Origin of the sequence: Parendozoicomonas haliclonae, from assembly GCF_900174585.1 — a bacterium.
Lineage (GTDB): Bacteria > Pseudomonadota > Gammaproteobacteria > Pseudomonadales > Endozoicomonadaceae > Sansalvadorimonas > Sansalvadorimonas haliclonae.
The window spans coordinates 1-19,358 of sequence record NZ_FWPT01000014.1; the positions used below are offsets into that span (position 1 = coordinate 1).

Consider the following 19,358-nt stretch of genomic DNA (forward strand, 5'->3'; position numbering starts at 1 on the left):
GAATACATCACGTATTACAATACGCGACGTATCAAGGTGAAACTAAAAGGCCTGACGCCGGCGGAGTGCCGAAGTCAGGCCTTGCAAGCCGCTTAACCAAAGTGTCCAACTTTATGGGGTCACTTCAATTCACAGCGGCTTTTTTGCAATTTAGTAAATAGCGTTGATACCACGCTCCAGGAAGATATTCTGCAGACGCTTCATCAACTCTTCTGAAGGCGGCTTCACATCCGTGAGCTCATACTCATCTTTCATGATGTCCCACTTGTGCTTACCCAGTGAGTGGTAAGGCAACAGTTCAACCTTCTCCACGTTCTTCATCGGGGCCACAAAGTCTGCCAGCTGCTCAGCATACTCTTCCTTAGTCGTATAGCCTTCAACCACGACATACCGCACCCAGGTCGGCTTGTTCTGTTCCTGCAGATAGCGAGCGAAGCTGAGTACGCGGTCGTTCTTCACAAAGGTCAGCTTCTGGTGCATATCGTTATCCATATGCTTGATATCCAGAAGGTGAAGGTCTGTTGCATCAACCAGATCAGCCATGGCCGGGCTGATGCCCTTCACATAGCCATTGGTATCAAGACAAGTGTGAATGCCTTCCTTACGACAGGCCCGGAACAGCTCCGTGACAAATTCAGGTTGCAGGGAAGGCTGCCCACCGGACACGGTTATTCCACCCGTCAGGAAGTGTCGAACCGAAAGAATTTTTTTCATCAGCTCATCAACCGTCACCATCTGGCCACCCTCATTGAGAGCCCAGGTATCACGATTGTGGCAGTAACGGCAGCGCATGACACAGCCCTGCATGAATACAACAAAGCGTATTCCCGGACCGTCAACTGTGCCAAAAGAATCAGTGGAGTGAATACGACCGAGCATGGCGACTCCAGACAAAACAAGACAAGTACTTCGCAAAGAATAAACACGCGAAGCAGAAATGGCTGGCAATCCTACTCCCGAGCCGATCAACGCTCAAGCGAAAGATAAGGCTATTTGTACTCCTTTCCCAATAGATAAATAAAATGGCGAACGATGAGCCATGACCAATAATTACGCACTCACTGCAACTCGGCAGGTACATTCACATCCGCTGAGCGACCGGCCCAGATCACACCAATAACTGTTAGGTAGTGTTACCTATGTTTGCCTTGTAAGGCATTGTCTAGTATTCGGCGCCATAAAGACTTTAACAGTTAAAGGACGTCATATCTTGGAGGACGACATGAGCAAGTACCTCTATGAGACGGTTTATGAAGAGTTTACCGGCTTGAAACCACCCGAACCTACGGACAGCAAACAGCGTCGAAAACGTGGTTATGGTCACCCCTACCGAATGCGACTGAACAACGCACAGGAAACTCAGGAAACCAAACCGAAAAAGCCCGAACGTCGCAACCAGTTCGGTCAGCCAATTACCAATCGCAAAAACCGGGAAGAGTTCGCTCCGCGTACGGTGGAAAAAGAACTGACGCCCCGTTTTAATAACAGCCCGAACAGCAACCGACCAGCCAGAGAAGAGCGCCGTCCTTATAATGGATTTAAGACGGGTCGCATTCTGAGTGGTCAGGGCAAAGATCTGGATACCAGCGGTCCGCTACTGGCCATGCCGCAGGATCGTAAAGGCACTGCTATGCCGAAAGTGACGTATAAAAAGCGTCGCGCGATCAGTGTTGATGATCAGGACGGCGAATCCTGAGAAAGCAGAAGTTCAAATAACAAGAGGCCCTGTTAACAAACAGGGCCTCTTGTTTATACGAGCAGCTATACGACCGCTTTATACAATCAGGTCAGATGATTATTAGCCTGCAATAGCAGAGACATATTTAATCATCACACCCGCCGCAACCGCAGAACCGATAACACCAGCCACGTTTGGTCCCATGGCGTGCATCAACAGGAAGTTATGCGGGTTCGCTTCCAAACCAACCTTGTTGGATACCCGCGCCGCCATAGGCACAGCGGATACACCAGCAGAACCAATCAGCGGGTTGATCTGGGTCTTGCTGAGTTTATTCATCAGCTTGGCCATCAGAACACCGGCCGCAGTACCAATCGCGAAGGCAACAATACCCAGAGCCAGAATACCGAGGGTTTCGGTGCTCAGGAACTTGTCAGCCACCAGCTTGGAACCGACAGACAGGCCCAGGAAGATGGTTACGGTATTGATCAGCGCATTCTGAGCGGTGTCAGACAGACGATCCACCACACCACACTCACGCATCAGGTTACCGAAGCAGAACATACCCAGCAGCGGAGCCGCATCCGGCAGCAGCAGAGCTACAAGCACCAGCAGAACCAGCGGGAACATGATCTTTTCCAGCTTGGACACCGGGCGCAGCTGAACCATCTCGATGGCACGCTCTTTCTCGGTGGTCAGCGCCTTCATGATCGGTGGCTGAATCATCGGTACCAGTGCCATATAGGAGTAGGCCGCTACCGCGATCGCACCCAGCAGCTCTGGAGCCAGTACACTGGACACATAGATAGCGGTTGGACCGTCAGCACCGCCGATAATACCAATCGCCGCTGCCTGTTCGATGGAGAAATCCATCCAGCCCAGGGAAGACATACCCACAGCACCCAGTACGGTTGCGAAGATACCAAACTGTGCAGCCGCACCCAGGAACAGGGTTCTTGGATTTGCCAGCAGCGGACCGAAGTCGGTCATCGCACCAACGCCCATAAAAATAAGCAACGGTGCCACGGTACTGCCGATAGCCACGGAGTAGAAGTTATACAACATACCGTTGTTATAATTCAGATCCGAGGCCAACTGCTCTGCCGTGAGCTTCACTGCCGCCGGAGCGGAGTAGTACACATCCAGAATCTGCTTGTAGTTCTCGAACTGAGTTCCCAGAACCGCTGCCAGTTGATCCAGTTGTGCTGCCGACCCAACGTGGGCCAGCTGCTCAACAGCACTGTAGGCAAGACCGGCTGCCGGGATGTTGGCCAGAATGCCACCAAAGCCGATCGGCACCAGCAGCAGTGGCTCGAAGTTTTTGCGGATGGCCAGATACAACAGCAGGAAACCGATCACGATCATGGTCAGTGATCCGGCATCCATGTTGTAGAGGCCTGAGCCCGTCCACAGGGCCATTAACTTATCCATAACAGCCTCCTTATCCGATGGTCAGCAGCTCATCGCCAACAACTACAGTGTCGCCTTCTTTCACGGAGACACTGCCAACTGTTCCGGATTTAGACGCACGGATCTCGGTTTCCATCTTCATGGCTTCGAGAATAATAACCACGTCGCCTTCCTGAACAGCCTGACCCGGCTGGACATTCACTTTCCAGATATTACCGGCCAGAGGCGCAGGTACCGGATCACCGCCACCAGCAGGAACAGCAGCCGGGGCCGGAGCACCAGACGCCGCAGCAGTAGAGACAGCCTTGATACCGGACACATCACCGCCATCAGCCACTTCCACCACATACTCGGCACCATTGACGTTTACGGTGTAAACCTCAGGCTTGCCGGAATCCTTGGCAACCATTTCCTGACCGGTCGGTACCGGCTCAAAGGCATCCGGGTTACCACGGTTTTCCAGGAACTTGTAACCGATCTGCGGGAACAGAGCGACAGTCAGCACATCGTCGATAGCACTGTCGGCAAGTTTGATACCCTTGGACTTGGCTTCGGCCAGCACTTCTTCTTCCAGACGAGCCATTTCCGGCTCAATCTTGTCAGCTGGACGACAGGTAACTGGTTCACCACCATCCAGAACCCGGGCCTGCAGCTCGGCATTAAACGGCGCAGGTGCGGCACCATACTCGCCTTTCAGAATGCCCTGGGTTTCTTTGGAGATGCTCTTGTAACGCTCACCGGTCAGAACATTCAGTACCGACTGAGTGCCTACGATCTGGGAGGTAGGCGTCACCAGCGGGATATAACCCAAGTCTTCACGGACCCGCGGGATTTCCTGCAGCACTTCATCAAACTTGTCAGCTGCGCCCTGCTCTTTGAGCTGGCTTTCCATATTGGTCAGCATGCCACCCGGCACCTGAGCGACTAGAATACGGGAGTCAACGCCACGCAGCGCACCTTCAAACTTGGCGTACTTCTTCCGCACTTCACGGAAGTAAGCGGCAATCTCTTCCAGCTTCTCGATGTTCAGGCCGGTATCACGCTCGGTGCCCTGCAGAGCAGCAACGATGGATTCGGTGGGGGAATGTCCGTAGGTCATGGACATGGAAGAGATCGCGGTATCAACCCGGTCAACACCGGCTTCAATAGCCTTCAGCAGGGTCATGGAAGAGAGACCGGCTGTCGCATGGCAATGCAGGTGGACTTCCAGGTCCGTCTCTTTCTTCAGACGGGAAACCAGCTCGTAAGCGTCGTATGGGGTCAGAATGCCAGCCATATCCTTGATACACAGGGAGTCGGCTTCCAGATCTTCAACCTGCTTGGCCAGCTCAATCCAGTTGTTCATATTGTGAACCGGACTGGTGGTATAGGAGATTGTGCCCTGAGCATGGGCGCCCTGCTTCTTAACGGCCTTCATGGCCTGCTGAAGATTGCGGGGATCATTCATGGCATCGAAGACACGGAACACGTCCATACCGTTGGCCACGGCACGCTCAACAAACTTGTCAACGACATCGTCCGCATAATGACGGTAGCCCAGCAGATTCTGACCACGCAGCAACATTTGCTGTTTGGTTTTCGGCATGGCCTTCTTCAGCTCACGCAGGCGCTCCCACGGGTCTTCCCCAAGAAAACGAATACAGCTGTCAAAGGTGGCTCCACCCCAGCTCTCCAGAGACCAGTAACCGATCTCATCCAGCTTGGCGGCAATAGGTAACATGTCGTCCAGACGCAGACGGGTCGCAAACAGTGACTGATGGGCATCACGTAGCACGACATCAGTAATGCCAAGCGGCGCTTTATTCGTGGTCATCCTTATTATTCCCCCAGAAAAAATTCCGAAACTGGCGCTTAGGGTCTATTGGTGCTGCAGCTGGCTTACTGCCGGCGGGCACGGTGCTGGCGAACAGCCTCGTTAATCACGGACAACAAGACCGGATCAGACGATGGATCAGACGCAACAGGAGCAACAGACGGGCGGGCATTCGGAGTGGCCTTCTCCGGTGCCATTGGCGCGAGGGCCAGTGTGATTTTCGACATCAAACTGGTGGCGAAGACCAGAACCGTCAGAAAAACGAACACGAAGCCCATGCCGAACATCATCAGCGACAGGCCTTCATTGATAAGATCTGCTTCTTGGGACATGGCACACCCTGTTATGGTTATTTTGCCGTTCTGAACAGGCCTGATGGGGCACTCTTCGACAGCCGATTTTTTTGGATATATTGGGTTATAAGTCCGCGAGTTATTCTACAGAAATAGCCATACCACGCAATATTCCCAGCACGACACGGTATTTTTTACGGCAATACCGTACATTCACAGAAAATATTTTTGTTTGTTTTTTATCCCCCCTGTCGCACGACACCAGCCAATTAATTTCCGTGAACGCAATTCCCGGCTAACCACTAAGCTTTTGCCACCTTCCAGAAAAGTAACCGGATATGAAACGGCTTCCCTTGCTTGGGCAGGAACTGGGTCTGTTGGTCGGGCTGATCAGCGCCGCAGTATTTTCTTCGCTTTCCCCCGATACCATGACGACCACCGTCCCGCACTGGTTAAGCGGATTGTTGTTTGCTGCTCTGTTTCTGGTGATGTTATGGCTGGCGTTCGGTGTCGTCCGTCATGCGGATCATCTGGCCGGCCTGCTGGGTGAACCCTACGGCACGCTGATCCTGACCCTCTCAGTAATCAGCATTGAAGTCATTATGATTTCTGCAGTCATGCTGGCCGGCGGTAAGAGTCCAACCCTCGGCCGGGATATGATGTTCTCGGTATTGATGATTGTGCTCAACGGGCTGGTCGGGATATCGCTGCTGCTGGGTGGACTGAAACATGTCGAGCAGTCGTTTAATCTGCAGGGCGCCAATACCTTTCTGGCCGTGTTAATTCCTTTGGCCATTATTGGTCTGGTACTGCCGAACTATACTGAATCCACCCGTATCGGTACCTTCTCTCTGGAGCAGAAGGCCTTCCTGATCATTGTGAATGCCACGCTCTATATCAGCTTTCTCGGCATACAGACCCTGCGCCACCAGAACTACTTTGTCCTTGATGAGGAAAAAGACGATGGTCACACATCGCCAACAACCCACTCTGCCGGAATGCACAGTCTGATGCTGGTCGCTTACATGCTGCCGATTATCTTTCTGTCGAAAAAACTCGCACTGATTGTGAACTACACCATTCACGAACTGCAGGCACCGAATGATCTCGGCGGTCTGGTGGTGGCGTTACTGGTGTTGTCACCGGAAGGACTGGCGGCGATTCGTGCCGCGCTCGGTAATAATCTACAGCGGTCTATTAATATCTGCCTGGGATCGGCACTGGCAACCATTGGCATGACCATTCCGGCAGTGCTGCTGATTGGTATTTTCACCGGACAGACCATTATTCTCGGCCTGAACAATGTTGATACGCTTCTACTGCTGCTTACCTTGCTGGTGTCACTGGTGAACTTTTCCTCGACCCGCAGCAATATGATTCAGGGGCTGGTCCATCTGACCCTGTTCTTCTGTTACACCATAATGATCTTCGACTAACAACGAGAAATAAGACTGGCTTCAGTAACTGCGCTTTGGTCGTGAACGTCTCATTGGCAGACGGGGCTCAACATAATCCAGAATCACCTTCCCGGCCTCAAGGTGAAGTGGCGTGATGGTTTTAGTTAACTGGTCATGTTCTTCTATCATATCCGCCAAAGTCTCCAGTGATGCTGCGTACTGCCCTCTGCTCAATAGATCCAGGGCGGCCTCATGATGCTCAGTAAACAGCAACAACCATATCGCTAGCTGGATATCTTTATCCTGGGTAATTGTTCCGACAGCGTGCTCCCTGGCTTCCAACAGCGTCTGCTTGCTGTCACGGTCGGTAATATGCCCTTGGGACTGTTGTCTGGCATGAAACCGGTCATGTCTATAAAACAGGCTTCGCGGAAAGAGCCGACCGTCATGAAAGGCCCAGCGAGCAGCCAGAATTCCAATCGGTTTTATGTTATAGCGCAGGGAGCGGGTAAAGAATGTCAGCGGTAAAGCCTGAAAACTGGGCCAGAATAAAAATAAACTGTCCATAGGATGGCTCATGTCGTACGTCAGTGGATCATAAACGCCCAAAGCTTTGAGTTTACTTCTGAAAGCGTCTCTTCCTGCGTATACCTCCATAAAGTCGGTTTCAATCAAAGCGGCTATCCGCTTTTTCTGGCAGCGCTGCTTAACAGAATGACCCAGCCCAGCCTCATACTCTTCACAAATATTCAGAAACTGCATGACCAGAGCATGAACCCTTCGGTAATCATAATTCTCTGTACTGAGCAGATAGCCTTCCAACAACGTAATCAAAGCCTGGAGTTCTTCTGTTGCGTAACAATCCTCCTGATCCAGCCAGTCCTTTAACAACACCACAGCATTAGCAAGCACTGTTCCCAGCTCTTTACAGGCGAAGCCTTCCGGGCCAACACGTTGAAAAAGATCATCCAACTCTTCCGCTCTGGCCGACAGATGTGGCTCATTCAGGGATAGTAAAAAGTCATCCTGCTGCAATGGCAGTTTTGATGCCCTCGCCTGCTCCTTCTGATAAGCCTCTGCAGAGATTTTTTCTTTATCCAGGCAGGCCTTGCGGGCAAGAATATTTCGCCGGTAAAGCGGTGTGGAATTCAATTCCAAACTCTGAATCGAAGGACTTAAATTCTTTTCCCGCTGTAAAAAAATGGCCGAAACCTGCTTCTGTATGCTCGACTGATGAGGAGAACGCCTTTTGGGCTGCGGCGGTTTGCTATAAGGCTTGGCACCCGAACAATGATGCTTTTGATGAGAGGTCCGACGGCGATGAACAGGCATTACTTTCTTCCATGAAAAGTCCTTCCTTATATAGAGACCCGAAATATAAGCGGGTTCGAGGCTGCTGCGATAAAAGTCGAGGCGCTAACAAGGATGTTATCCACACTGGCACTTTTGCTGGTCAGACCTTAGGATTGCGCCCTGATTTCGCTATAGATTCCTGTGCCTGTGACTATCACTCTTGCCCCCATGGAGGGCGTTGCCGATTACCTGACCCGCCAGCTGATCACCGGCACTGGCGGCTATGATCTGTGCGTGACCGAATTTATCCGGGTCACCGACACCCTGTATCCTGAGAGCGTTTTTTACCGCCTGTGTCCGGAGCTGCGTCATGGCAGCCAGACCATGGGCGGCACGCCGGTGCATACCCAGTTTCTGGGCAACCATCCGACTCTGGTTGCGGACAATGCCTGCAAGGCGGTCAGTCTGGGAAGCCGCGGCGTTGATCTCAATTTTGGCTGCCCGGCCAAGACCGTGAACCGCCACAAGGGCGGAGCAGCTCTGCTGAAAGAGCCGGAAACCATCTATCAACTGGTCAGTGCCGTACGCCGACAGGTACCTGCGGAAACCCCTGTGACCGCAAAAATGCGACTGGGGTTTGATAGTGACGAGCAAGCGCTGGAAATTGCCCAGGGCATTGAAGCGGCAGGAGCCAATGGTCTGACCATTCATGCCCGTACCCGCAAAGAAGGCTATCGCCCTCCCGCACACTGGGACAAGCTGGCTGAGATTCGCGAACAGCTCTCTATCCCGCTGACTGCCAATGGTGAGATCTGGACCGTCGATGACTATCTGCGCTGCCGGGAAATCAGTGGCTGTGAACATATTATGATTGGCCGCGGTGCTGTCAGCCGCCCTCTGCTGGGCAGTGAAATCAAAGCGTCTTTGAACGGAGAAGCGCACGATGCCATCGATACCTGGGCCAATACCAAAGCGATTCTGCAGCAGTTTGCAGAAATCGTGGCCACCTTGCCCGATGAAGATGCGCACTTGTACAGTATCTCCCATCAGCAACGGTACCTGGCCGACCGTCTGAAACAGTGGCTGCGCATGATGAGCAAAGGTCATCAGGAAGCCTCTGAGCTGTTTGACGTGATTAAACGACACACCTGCGCCACCACTATTTTGAATGAGCTGAAAGCTGCCTGATGAAGCCGCAATCCGAATCCAATACCAACAACCAGCCGGTGCAGTGTGCGGAAATTAGCTGGGATGAGAACGGCCAGCCGATTTCCAGCGCCTTTGACGACGTCTATTTTTCCAAGGTCTCTGGACTGGAAGAGACCCGTCACGTCTTTATCGAACAGAACCTGTTGCCTGCCCGCTTTGCCAGCCTGACCGATGGTCAGGTATTTACAATTGGTGAAACTGGGTTTGGCTCCGGCCTGAACTTTTTGTGTGCCTGGCACAGCTTTCTGGAACATGCGCCTGCCTCAGCCCGAATGCACTTTATCTCTGTGGAGAAATTCCCCCTGAGCCGGGACGATATGGTTCAGGCGCTGGCACTCTGGCCGGAGCTGAAAGACAGTGCCGATCAGCTGATCAAACAGTATCCCGGTGCTATTCCGGGCTTTCACCGCTGCAGTTTTGCCGATGGTCGGGTCAAGCTTACCCTGATGATGGATGATGTTCACAACGCCTTCCCGCAGATTGATGGCAAGGTCAATGCCTGGTTCCTCGATGGCTTTGCACCTTCCAAAAATCCACAGATGTGGCAGCCCGAACTGTTTACCAATATTGCGGACAAGTCGGCTCCTGATGCCACCTACGCAACCTTTACCGTGGCGCGTATTGTCCGTGATGGTCTGAAAGACGGCGGTATGAGCATAAAAAAAGTACCGGGCTTTGGTCGCAAGCGGGAGATGATCTGCGGTGAGATCTTTCCGGAAGGTCAGCCTCAGAATGAATCCTCGAACAAACCCTGGCTGACGCGTATCCCGGCCACGACGCACAATCAATCTGCAGTCATTATTGGTGCCGGCATGGCCGGTGCGGCTACGGCTAAAGCTCTGGCCGAACGGGGCTGGCAGGTGACAGTTGTGGACAAGAACACACAACCGGCCCTGGGCGCATCCGGTAATCCGCAAGGCATGCTTTATACCCGACTTTCAGCCAATCCAACACCACTCACCCAACTGGTCACTCAAGGGTATCGGCATACCCTGAACCTGCTGGGTGAAGCGCCAGAAGACCTTTATCAGTTGTGTGGTCTGGTTCAACTGCCAGATTCGAACAAAGAGCAGCTGCGTCAGCAGAAGCTGGTTGACTGCCAGCGTTATAAAGAACTTCTGGAACCGATGACAGCGCAGGAGCTTTCGGATAGAGCTGGCATTGCCATTGAACAGGATGGTCTTTATTTCAAGGATGGCGGCTGGGTTAAACCACCCGCCTTTGTGAATTGGCTGCTGGCACATAACAACATTCACTTCCGGGGTAACTGTGAAGTTACAGCAATGGAGCGCATCAACGACAACTGGCAACTGACACTGGCTGACCAAACGACGCTCACTACACCTGTCGTGATTATTGCCTGTGGTCATCATGCCAACGCTCTGGACCAGACAAGCCACCTGCCTTTGAAAGCGATTCGCGGCCAGATCACTTCCGTGCCGGCAACCTCTGCCAGCGAAGCTCTGCGCACGGTAATCTGTGAAGATGGCTATATCGCTCCAGCCAGCCATGGCCGTCACACTCTCGGGGCAACCTTCCACTTTGATGATCCGGAAGAGCATTGTCGGGCAAGCGACCACCAGCTGAATCTGGATAATATCAGCCACTTCTCACCCGCAATGGCTCAGGCTCTCGACTTCGCGCATCTGAATGTCGATACCCTGCCCGGTAAGGTGGGCTGGCGTTGCACGACACCAGACTACCTACCGATGGTAGGACCTGTGATGGATAATGAAGTCTTTCGGGAGCGCTTTGCGGTACTGGCCAAAAACGCCAAGACCAAAGTTGAGGCCGAAGTGCCTTGGTTAGATGGTCTCTATATCAATACCGGTCATGGGTCACGCGGCCTGATCACTGCACCTCTGTGCGGTGAACTGCTGGCCAGCCAGATCTGCGGAGAACTGTCACCACTGCCTGAGACTCTGGCTGCGGACCTTCACCCTGGACGTTTCCCAGCCCGGGAGCTGATTCGCGGTACGAAAGCCCTTTAAAAGCCTGTAACGATAAGGCTGACCGAGTAACTATCGGTCAGCCATTCTGACAAACTCGCCAGCCATACTCCCTGAACTTGCCGGCCTACCGCACTCTAACGTGTCTGGTAGTCAACAACTGTTTAGTGGAGCTATTGCTATGGCCACCCCCATTCCACAGTCTGAAGTGCTGTTCTACACCTGCAGAGGAAGGGACTTTGAACTCGACCCGACAAGCACCAAAGCTGACTATTCCGATTATGGCTGTGGTATCTGTCACTTATTTATGGGTAAACCCGTTAAGGTTTGTAAAAATTCACACCGCTACTGTCTGGATTGTATTCACCAGTGGCAAACGCAACCGAATCAAACTGCACTCTGCCCAACCTGCAAAGTGCCTCTCAATAAAGACATATCAATTATCGACGCTCAGTTTACTGCCGGCCTGAAGTTCTTTTGCCCTAACAGTTGTCAGGACAGTAGCCTACCGATGACGGATATTGATCAGCATCTGGAAACCTGCCCGGAGGAAGTCGTTGATTGCCCAGGGGAATGTGGTACTACGCCTCTGAAGAGAAAACACCTTGTTGAACATGTGAAGCATTGCAACAAACACTTTCAGTGTGAATGCGGTGAAAGCTTTCCGGATATCCCTGAAGTGAAACTGCAGCTGCGCTATAAAGCCCATATTTATGAAAACCCTGCAAAACACATGCAGCTGCGCTCCATGCAATACCTGCTTCAGGCTTTGTCTCTGGCTCCCACAACTACGCCAGAAAGCGGATTCCAAACACCCTACCTGAAAACAGACCCCACAAAGGAACAGACCATTTTAGGAGAAGCCTTTGCTGCAACAACGAGCCGCTATCTGTTTCAGTCAAAAGACAATCCCCGGGAGTTTATAATGAAGTGCCCCTACAATCGGGGAATGATTGAATCAGGAAGCATCCCCATGCTTATTGACCAGAACGGCAATAAGCTTGCGCGACATTTTAATTTAAAGGTACAGATGCAGCACACGAACAAATGGACTTTAGAGCTTGGCACCGAGGGTGAGCTTCTCTCTCAACCACCGTCTGTAACGGTCTATCACCAAGAAGATCATAAACCCGTTACTTTTATTCGTTGGGCGTGGCAATTCACTTACTATTACGCTGAAGTGTACTGGGGCCTCCAGCCTGACGCCGATGGAAACATACTGGTTCGGCTCTCCCTGTAACCTGCGCCATTCGGGACAGAAACTGATTCGCCGCACGAAAGCGCTTTAGTAATGCGAGATAATGAAGCTGACCGATAAACCATCGGTCAGACATTCTGACAAACTCGCCAGCCAAACTCACTGAACTTGCCGACTTACCGCACTCTAACGTGTCTGGTAGTCAACAACTGTTTAGTGGAGTCCTCGACATGGCCACATCCATTTCATCGGCGGAATTACTGTACTACACCTGCAGAGAAAGGGACTTTTCACTCGACCCGACAAGTACCAACGCTGACTATTCTGATTATGGCTGTGGTATCTGTCATTTATTCATGGATAAACCCGTTAAGGTTTGTACCAATTCACACCGGTACTGCAAAGGTTGTATTAACCGGTGGCAAACGCAATCGAATCAAACTGCACTCTGCCCAACCTGCCAGGGGCCTCTCAACAAAGACATATCAATTGTCGATACTCAGTTTATTGCCGGTTTGAAGTTCTTTTGTCCTAACGCTTGTCAGGATAATAGCTTACCGATGAAGGATATTGATCAGCATCTGGAAACCTGCCCGGAGGAAATTGTTGACTGCCCTGGTAAGTGCGGCATTCCGCCCCTCAAGCGAAAACATCTTGTTGAACATGTAAGGGGTTGTAACAAACATTTTCTTTGTGAGTGTGGCGCAAACTTTCCGAACATCCCTGAGGCGAAACTGCAGCAGCGCTTTATCACCCATATTAATGAAAACCCTGCAAGTCATATACAGTTGCAATCCGTCCAATATCTGATTCAGGCCATGTCTCTGGCTTCCCCAACCACGTCTGTAAGCGGATTCCAAACGCCCTACCTGAAAGCAGGCCCCGCAAAGGAATATACCTTTTTAGGAGAGGCCTTTTTTGCAACAACGAGCTCCTGCCTTTTTCAGTCAAAAGACAATCCCCGGGATTTTATAATGAAGTGTGGCTATGATCGGGGTCCGATTGAATCAGGAAAAATTCCAATCTTTATTGACCAGAATGGAAATCAAGTCGAGCGGAGTTTTAATTTAAAGGTAGATATTTGTGCTGACGGCAAATGGTCCTTCCTGCTTGGTACCGACAGTTTGCCTCTCGCTCAAGCACCAACAGTCACGGTCTATTATCAAGACGATCATAACCCCGTTACATTTCTTTATCTGGAATGGCAGCTCTCTTACTATTACTATCAGTTTTATTGCCCCCGAAAGCCCAAGACCGATAGCAATATGCTGGTTCGACTCTCTCTGTAACCTGCGCCATTCAGCACAGGCTATAGAGAAATCGTGCAATTAGATCGGGCAAACCACCCCGGTACCTTTCAGCCCACAGTACCCCTCTGGATTACGGGCCAAATACTGCTGATGATAGGTTTCGGCGTAATAAAACGGTGCCATCGGTTCAATATCCGTAGTAATCGTACCCAGTCCCTGCTCTGCCAAACCAGCCTGGAAACGCTCAAGGCTTTCACGAGCCTGTTGCTCCTGTTCTGCTGAATCGGTAAAGATCACCGAACGATACTGGGTACCGATATCATTCCCCTGTCGCATTCCCTGAGTTGGATTATGCTGCTCCCAGAACAGTGCCAGTAGTTGCCTGTAAGAGATTTCAGCAGGATCAAACACCACCCTCACAACTTCGGCATGGCCGGTATCACCGGAGCAAACCTGCTCATAGGTCGGGTTCTCGGTAAAACCACCGGCATAGCCAACCATGGTCAGGTACACGCCGGGCTGCTGCCAGAACAAACGTTCAACGCCCCAGAAACATCCCATACCAAATACGGCCACCTGCATATTGTCCGGCCAGGGCGGCAACAGGCTGCGATGAAACACCACATGCTCTTCTGTCACCTGCATTGGTTCTGCAGAGCCCGGAAGGGCCTGTTCTACTGTAATCATTTCCGTCTTGCCAGCCATCGTACCACTCCTATCTGCTGGGTCTGTCTCAATATCTCTCAGGGCTTCTTACTTCCGGCAGCCGTGCTTTCGGCAGGTAGAGCAGGAAAAGCCTCCATCACCAATGCCGGGTCCAACCGCACACTGCCCCAGTTAATCCGCCAATCCAGATGTGCACCTGTCACGCGACCAGTGGCGCCGACTTCGGCAATCTTCTGGCCCTGGGTCACCACATCACCTTCTTTCACCGTCAGCTTGCTGAGATGTAAAAAGCTGCTGTTCACACCCATGCCATGGTCAACAATCAATGTCCCACCGGAAAAATACATATCCGGATGTGCCAGTACTACCTTACCACCGGCCGGTGCCAGCACCGGTGCACCAACCGGAGCCGCGTAATCCAGGCCGTAATGTGGCCGACGAGGCTTGCCGTTAAAGTAGCGCTGGCTTCCGTATACCCCGGTGATTGGACCATCCACCGGCTGTAAAAAGCCTTCCAGAAAATGGGCCTGCTCCGTGCGTACTGAGCGGGCTTCACCAATCTGGCGATTATCATCGCGAATACGATCCAGTCGCTCTTTCGGCGGCGTCACATACTTTTGCTCCACCCCTTCAATCTTCTGAATCCGGTATTCCCGAGGAGATAACGTTAAAGAGTAAGAAGTGGATTCACCTGCCACCGTACGAATGCTGTAGCTCTGCTCCAATACGGCATCACGACCAAAGCCGATCACAAAATGTCCCTGAGGCGTGAGCATAACCGGCTCGCCTTTATACAGGACAGTGTTGGCCGGATCAGTCTTGCCCAGGAAAAGACTACCCTGGGTTAATGCCTGCGCAGGCTGCAACAACGGTGGCTTCGCAGGTGTTTGAGGCTGGGCACCTGCTGAGGTGGCCCAGGGCAGAAATGTTACTGCCATAAGATAACCTGCCGCCTTAAGTCCGGCGGTTATTCGTCCTGAACACTGAAACATAAAAGGGCACCCTGAAGCCCGGAAAGAATATCTGACAGATACGGTATATCCCTATATTATGAAAACCTGTCCACAGAAACAAAACACAGGACGATCCATGATCACCACGCCACCTATTGTCTTTTTTATTTTTGGCTTTTCGCTGCTGTTCCCGCTCTGTTTTGGCGCTGGAATGTTGCTGGGACTGTTCTCCGATATAGAGAAAGAAACGGTCTGATCCTGATAAATAGCTCTGACTGAGAACAACTAAGGGGCGATCGTCACGCCCCTTATCATTCAGTTGTTATTCGGTAACCTTCTCTGCCTCTCCAGACTCACACGCTGACTGAAGATACTCGCCATAGCCCTGGGCAAAACCCTTCACCCGCTCCCAGTTGGTGTATTCGACATCCACGGAGCTATCGGTACTGCCACCGGTAATTTTCATAATCAGCTGGATCATAAGCCGGTCATACCATGCATAACGGCTGTACTGCAGCGAACCCGCAAGAACACCCAGGTAACCAGGCTTCCACAGACTTTTACTCAGAAACTTCTGCATATAACGGTTGGTATCCGGATCCTGTTTTTCAGGCTTGCGGGCCGTCAGGTTAATACTGAAAAAGCCGCAGGGCATATGGCTGAGCTGTAACAGGTTCCGGTCGATAAACCGACGCACTACCTTCAGGTGATGACCATAGCGAATAGGAGCACCGATCAGTACGGAGTCATAACGGGTCAGATCAACCTCAACGCCATCATTCAGGTTCACCAACTCCACAGACAGACCGCCCTCCTGCAGCTGCTGACTAATACATTCGGCGATCCGCTGGGTCTGCCCGTCACGGGTTGCATACAAAATAAGGTGGGATGCCACGGGGCTACTCCTGAACATCGGATCAAATAGTCTTTTTATTGCCGATGATTGTCGCCTTTACAAAAGCGAATGCGTGTTGACCGCAGTCAACACAATGGAGGCTGGCTAATTTTAGCCCACCAAACAGTGAAGTCACCGTAAACAAAAAAGGCTGTTAACGAGTAACAGCCTTTCCGAAAACACCGATTTAGAATCAGGCCGTTTCTATCTTGCGATAGTCAACCTTAACATCCTCTTCCGGCTCAATCGCCATAACCGGCTTGAGCTTGCGCAGGAGGATATAGCCAAAGCAGCTGAAGAACAGACCGATCACAATAGCGCCTACCCACTGGATCTGCAGGAAGTTCAGCTGGAACAACAGCGTCAGTACACTCATCAGAGCGATATTGCCCCAGATATACTTTGACTTACCCAGGCGGGCGACAGTCATATTCAGGTTATCGGTATACAGACGGATCAGAGAGTCCAGTGAGTTGATTACAAACGTTACCCCGACAATCACCATGGCCAGGTTATAGATACCGGACGTGTCCAGGCTGTGGGTATGGTAGTAGTACAGTACCGAGAACCACAGGGCCAGCGGAATAGACGGCACCACCAGCATAGCGGCAAACAACTGTCGTGCACTCAGGCCACCGACAAAGCGGGCAGTAAACTGACCGATCATAATGCTCCAGGAGAACCACCAGAACAGGTAGAACTCATGGTAATCGTTCATTGGCAGGGCGAACTTCTCGATATTGGCAAAGTAGCCGCCCAGCAGCGTCAGGGAAGAGGCCCACTCAGCAACACTGCCTTGCTCGGAGGTCACCGCGCCGTACCACATGAAGCCGATCAGACCCAGGAACAGCAGGCTGGTTGCCAGACTCAGGAAACGTACATAACGCAGGCTGGTGCTGGAATACACAGCAAAGGCAATCGCCATAAAGACAATGCCGTAGAAGGCCGGCACAATCGTTTTACCATCACCCAGTTGCGGCAGGTACCACGGCAGGTTGATCAGCAGCAGATAAGCGGTAAACGCACAGGTACCGATAATAATGGCGTTGTTGATGCGCTTAACCAGCGGAATTTCAAAGAACTTGACCTTCGGTTCAATAATGCAGAAATAGAAACAGGTCAGGAAGTAAAAGGCCCAGATCAAAAAGCCCCAGAAACCGAATTCAATCGCCAGCGGGTTGGTAAAAGCATACTCAGGATTGGCTGCCGTATCGGCATAGCCGCCAAACTCGGTCAGCGGAAACATAATCAGTCCCACATCCAGCCCGGAAGTAAAGAGAATGGCGAGGAAGGTGAGTGTTTTCACCGGCGTCTGACCGACGGCACGAACACCGCCCCAGCGCGCAATAAAGAACAGCACCATTAAAAAGGTAAATATTAAACCGGCCGATAACCAGGCAGTCATAGATCACTCCACTTGTTTATTATTCGTTATCAGACGACTGGTAGAATCCGTTCACGCTATCTTTTGTTCTTATTCTGATAGCCAGTGTCTTTCCTGCCATCCGTGGCGGGCTCTTATTTTTCTTTATTAGCCGACCTGACGCTCAGGCTGACCTTCACGCTGACGTGTTTGCCACTGATCATCCATTCCGACCTTCACATCCGCAGCCGGCAATACCTTTCCGCGAATCAAATCCGCCGCCCGCTCGGCCACCATAATGGTCGGCGCGTTAAGGTTACCGTTGGGAATGGTCGGGAAGATGGAGGAATCCACCACCCGCAGTCGTTCAATGCCGTGCACCCGTGCTTCCGGGTCTACCACTGCCATGGCATCCGTACCCATCGGGCACGAGCAGGACGGATGGTAGGCACTCTCAACCGCCTGTCGTACAAACGCATCAATCTCATCATCGGTCTGCACTGCCGCACCCGGTTGAATTTCATCACCGCGATAGGCGTCAAAGGCTGGCTGATTGATAATTTCCCTGGTCAGACGAACACAGGCGCGGAAGCCTTCACGATCCTCTTCCCGCTCCAGGTAATTAAACTGGATGGTTGGCTTGTCTTTCGGATCAGCACTGCGAGCGCGAATCCAGCCCCGGCTTTTCGGCTTGTTATGGCCGATATGCACCTGGAAGCCATGACCATCAAAGGCACTGCGACCATCGTAACGCATGGCAGCAGGCAGGAAGTGGTACTGCAGGTCCGGCCACTCAACGCCCTCTTTGGAGCGGATAAAGCCACAGGATTCAAAGTGATTGGTCGCGCCCAGTCCGGACTTATTCAGAATCCATTCGGTGCCAATCAAGCCTTTGCTGAACAGGTTAAGCTTGCCGTTCAGGGTGATGGGCTGCTCACACTTGAACTGGAAGTAAAACTCCAGATGATCCTGCAGGTTTTCACCCACACCCGGCAGTTCGTGTTTGAGTTCAATACCCGCCTCTTCCAGCACTGCTTTCGGGCCAATACCGGACAGTTGCAGAATATGCGGGGAGCCAACAGAACCGGCCGACAGAATCACTTCTTTAGAAGCCTTCACATCCTGCACCTTGCCGCCCTTCTCAAAGCGTACGCCTTTAGCGGTTTTGCCTTCCAGAAGCACTTTATGCACCAGAGCGTGAGTCATCACGGTCAGATTCGGGCGTTTCATCGCCGGGCGCAGGTAGGCATTTGCGGTTGACCAGCGACGTCCGTTTTTCACGGTCATGTGCATGGGGCCGAAACCTTCCTGCCGCTCACCGTTATAATCACCGGTTTCCTGATAACCCGCCTGAACACCTGCCTTGATAAAGGTGGGATACAGCGGATTCTTCATCTCGTTACCGTTGTTCACGCCCAGCGGGCCACTGTCGCCACGGTAGTCATCACCGCCAAAGGCCCAAGTCTCAGCTTTACGGAAGTAAGGCAGGCAGTTGGCATAATCCCAGCCTTGCGCACCGTGCTGCTGCCACTCATCAAAGTCTTTGGCATGACCACGCACATACACCATGCCATTAATGGAGGAAGAACCACCGAGTACCTTGCCCCGCGGGCAGTGCATACGACGGTTATCCAAGAAAGGTTCCGGCTCGGTCTCGAACTGCCAGGCATACTTTTCGGTATTCATGGGAATCGAGAGCGCGGTCGGCATCTGGATAAAGATGCTCTTGTCGCTGCCACCGGTTTCCAGCAACAGCACCCGGTTGGTTGCGTCTTCGGTCAGACGGTTCGCCAGGACACATCCCGCTGAGCCGGCACCGACAATAATATAATCGTAATCTGTCATTCTGCCTCCTAGGGCGTGTTGAGGCTTTGTGATCGCGCTCAGCTTTCCCGAGAGTTTTCAGGGCTAGGCGCAGCGATGCAGGAATGCTTGTTGCCTTTCAAATCGCTGCAACGACGCCATGGAAGCTCTCGGGAAAGCCCTTCGGG

General features: G+C 52.1%; 17 protein-coding genes. 7 read left to right on the forward strand and 10 right to left on the reverse strand.

Going from position 1 to position 19,358, the window contains the following annotated elements:
• Positions 1-96 (forward strand): IS3 family transposase (locus EHSB41UT_RS22060; protein ID WP_165767133.1); only part of this gene is annotated, 96 nt, incomplete at its 5' end.
• 54 nt (positions 97-150) lie between these two features.
• On the opposite strand, the gene pflA is transcribed toward EHSB41UT_RS22060, so the two are convergent.
• Positions 151-879: a pyruvate formate-lyase-activating protein gene (pflA, locus tag EHSB41UT_RS22065; protein WP_087113033.1), complete on the reverse strand. Its 729-nt coding sequence runs from the start codon at positions 877-879 to the stop codon at positions 151-153.
• Positions 880-1,222: 343 nt separating this feature from the next.
• Between pflA and EHSB41UT_RS22070 the strand changes: the two genes are divergently transcribed.
• A complete protein-coding gene (locus EHSB41UT_RS22070; RefSeq protein WP_087113034.1) occupies positions 1,223-1,696 on the forward strand; it encodes a hypothetical protein in 474 nt (157 codons plus the stop codon).
• A gap of 102 nt (positions 1,697-1,798) precedes the next feature.
• Here the strand turns inward: EHSB41UT_RS22070 and EHSB41UT_RS22075 are convergent, their stop codons facing one another.
• The 3 genes from EHSB41UT_RS22075 to EHSB41UT_RS22085 all read right to left on the reverse strand — a co-directional run bounded on the left by EHSB41UT_RS22075 (position 1,799) and on the right by EHSB41UT_RS22085 (position 5,233).
• Positions 1,799-3,109 (reverse strand): sodium ion-translocating decarboxylase subunit beta, encoded by a 1,311-nt coding sequence (locus EHSB41UT_RS22075; protein ID WP_087113035.1) that lies wholly within the window; start codon positions 3,107-3,109, stop codon positions 1,799-1,801.
• 10 nt (positions 3,110-3,119) lie between these two features.
• Positions 3,120-4,901 (reverse strand): sodium-extruding oxaloacetate decarboxylase subunit alpha, encoded by a 1,782-nt coding sequence (gene oadA / locus EHSB41UT_RS22080; protein ID WP_087113036.1) that lies wholly within the window; start codon positions 4,899-4,901, stop codon positions 3,120-3,122.
• A gap of 65 nt (positions 4,902-4,966) precedes the next feature.
• Positions 4,967-5,233 carry an OadG family protein gene (locus EHSB41UT_RS22085; protein WP_087113037.1) on the reverse strand — a complete coding sequence of 89 codons (267 nt, stop codon included), beginning with the start codon at positions 5,231-5,233 and terminating at the stop codon, positions 4,967-4,969.
• 299 nt (positions 5,234-5,532) lie between these two features.
• Here EHSB41UT_RS22085 and EHSB41UT_RS22090 point away from each other — a divergent pair, with 299 nt between their 5' ends.
• The gene (locus tag EHSB41UT_RS22090) at positions 5,533-6,630 is read left to right on the forward strand and encodes a calcium:cation antiporter (RefSeq protein WP_087113038.1); all 1,098 of its coding nucleotides are present in this window, start codon (positions 5,533-5,535) and stop codon (positions 6,628-6,630) included.
• 21 nt (positions 6,631-6,651) lie between these two features.
• Here EHSB41UT_RS22090 and EHSB41UT_RS22095 read toward each other — a convergent pair whose 3' ends face one another.
• Entirely contained in the window at positions 6,652-7,743 is a 1,092-nt protein-coding gene (locus EHSB41UT_RS22095; protein WP_133060620.1) for a hypothetical protein, read from the reverse strand.
• A 348-nt stretch (positions 7,744-8,091) separates the two neighbouring features.
• Here EHSB41UT_RS22095 and EHSB41UT_RS22100 point away from each other — a divergent pair, with 348 nt between their 5' ends.
• The 4 genes from EHSB41UT_RS22100 (at position 8,092) to EHSB41UT_RS22115 (ending at position 13,529) form a co-directional block, all read left to right on the forward strand.
• Positions 8,092-9,072: a tRNA-dihydrouridine synthase gene (locus tag EHSB41UT_RS22100; RefSeq protein ID WP_087113040.1), complete on the forward strand. Its 981-nt coding sequence runs from the start codon at positions 8,092-8,094 to the stop codon at positions 9,070-9,072.
• The gene (mnmC, locus tag EHSB41UT_RS22105) at positions 9,072-11,084 is read left to right on the forward strand and encodes a bifunctional tRNA (5-methylaminomethyl-2-thiouridine)(34)-methyltransferase MnmC2/FAD-dependent 5-carboxymethylaminomethyl-2-thiouridine(34) oxidoreductase MnmC1 (protein WP_087113041.1); all 2,013 of its coding nucleotides are present in this window, start codon (positions 9,072-9,074) and stop codon (positions 11,082-11,084) included. Before EHSB41UT_RS22100 ends, mnmC begins: the two co-directional genes overlap by 1 nt.
• A 100-nt stretch (positions 11,085-11,184) precedes the next feature.
• A complete protein-coding gene (locus tag EHSB41UT_RS22110; protein ID WP_133060621.1) occupies positions 11,185-12,282 on the forward strand; it encodes a hypothetical protein in 1,098 nt (365 codons plus the stop codon).
• Between the two features lie 188 nt (positions 12,283-12,470).
• Positions 12,471-13,529 (forward strand): hypothetical protein, encoded by a 1,059-nt coding sequence (locus EHSB41UT_RS22115; protein ID WP_133060622.1) that lies wholly within the window; start codon positions 12,471-12,473, stop codon positions 13,527-13,529.
• A gap of 39 nt (positions 13,530-13,568) precedes the next feature.
• Here the strand turns inward: EHSB41UT_RS22115 and msrA are convergent, their stop codons facing one another.
• The 5 genes from msrA to betA form a co-directional block, all read right to left on the reverse strand.
• Positions 13,569-14,195 carry a peptide-methionine (S)-S-oxide reductase MsrA gene (gene msrA, locus EHSB41UT_RS22120; RefSeq protein WP_087113044.1) on the reverse strand — a complete coding sequence of 209 codons (627 nt, stop codon included), beginning with the start codon at positions 14,193-14,195 and terminating at the stop codon, positions 13,569-13,571.
• 38 nt (positions 14,196-14,233) lie between these two features.
• Positions 14,234-15,094 carry a M23 family metallopeptidase gene (locus EHSB41UT_RS22125; protein WP_207626733.1) on the reverse strand — a complete coding sequence of 287 codons (861 nt, stop codon included), beginning with the start codon at positions 15,092-15,094 and terminating at the stop codon, positions 14,234-14,236.
• 337 nt (positions 15,095-15,431) lie between these two features.
• Positions 15,432-16,004 carry a menaquinone-dependent protoporphyrinogen IX dehydrogenase gene (gene hemG, locus EHSB41UT_RS22130; RefSeq protein WP_242667395.1) on the reverse strand — a complete coding sequence of 191 codons (573 nt, stop codon included), beginning with the start codon at positions 16,002-16,004 and terminating at the stop codon, positions 15,432-15,434.
• 193 nt (positions 16,005-16,197) lie between these two features.
• Positions 16,198-17,409 carry a BCCT family transporter gene (locus EHSB41UT_RS22135; RefSeq protein WP_087113047.1) on the reverse strand — a complete coding sequence of 404 codons (1,212 nt, stop codon included), beginning with the start codon at positions 17,407-17,409 and terminating at the stop codon, positions 16,198-16,200.
• 126 nt (positions 17,410-17,535) lie between these two features.
• The gene (gene betA, locus EHSB41UT_RS22140) at positions 17,536-19,212 is read right to left on the reverse strand and encodes a choline dehydrogenase (RefSeq protein WP_087113048.1); all 1,677 of its coding nucleotides are present in this window, start codon (positions 19,210-19,212) and stop codon (positions 17,536-17,538) included.
• Positions 19,213-19,358 lie beyond the last annotated feature (146 nt).

Coding starts and splice junctions, on each gene's coding strand:
- msrA (WP_087113044.1), bottom strand. CDS start 14,195: ATGGCTGGCAAGACGGAAATGATTACAGTAGAACAGGCCCTTCCGGGC.
- EHSB41UT_RS22135 (WP_087113047.1), bottom strand. CDS start 17,409: ATGACTGCCTGGTTATCGGCCGGTTTAATATTTACCTTTTTAATGGTG.
- EHSB41UT_RS22075 (WP_087113035.1), bottom strand. CDS start 3,109: ATGGATAAGTTAATGGCCCTGTGGACGGGCTCAGGCCTCTACAACATG.
- EHSB41UT_RS22090 (WP_087113038.1), top strand. CDS start 5,533: ATGAAACGGCTTCCCTTGCTTGGGCAGGAACTGGGTCTGTTGGTCGGG.
- pflA (WP_087113033.1), bottom strand. CDS start 879: ATGCTCGGTCGTATTCACTCCACTGATTCTTTTGGCACAGTTGACGGT.
- betA (WP_087113048.1), bottom strand. CDS start 19,212: ATGACAGATTACGATTATATTATTGTCGGTGCCGGCTCAGCGGGATGT.
- mnmC (WP_087113041.1), top strand. CDS start 9,072: ATGAAGCCGCAATCCGAATCCAATACCAACAACCAGCCGGTGCAGTGT.
- EHSB41UT_RS22125 (WP_207626733.1), bottom strand. CDS start 15,094: ATGGCAGTAACATTTCTGCCCTGGGCCACCTCAGCAGGTGCCCAGCCT.
- EHSB41UT_RS22085 (WP_087113037.1), bottom strand. CDS start 5,233: ATGTCCCAAGAAGCAGATCTTATCAATGAAGGCCTGTCGCTGATGATG.
- EHSB41UT_RS22070 (WP_087113034.1), top strand. CDS start 1,223: ATGAGCAAGTACCTCTATGAGACGGTTTATGAAGAGTTTACCGGCTTG.
- oadA (WP_087113036.1), bottom strand. CDS start 4,901: ATGACCACGAATAAAGCGCCGCTTGGCATTACTGATGTCGTGCTACGT.
- EHSB41UT_RS22115 (WP_133060622.1), top strand. CDS start 12,471: ATGGCCACATCCATTTCATCGGCGGAATTACTGTACTACACCTGCAGA.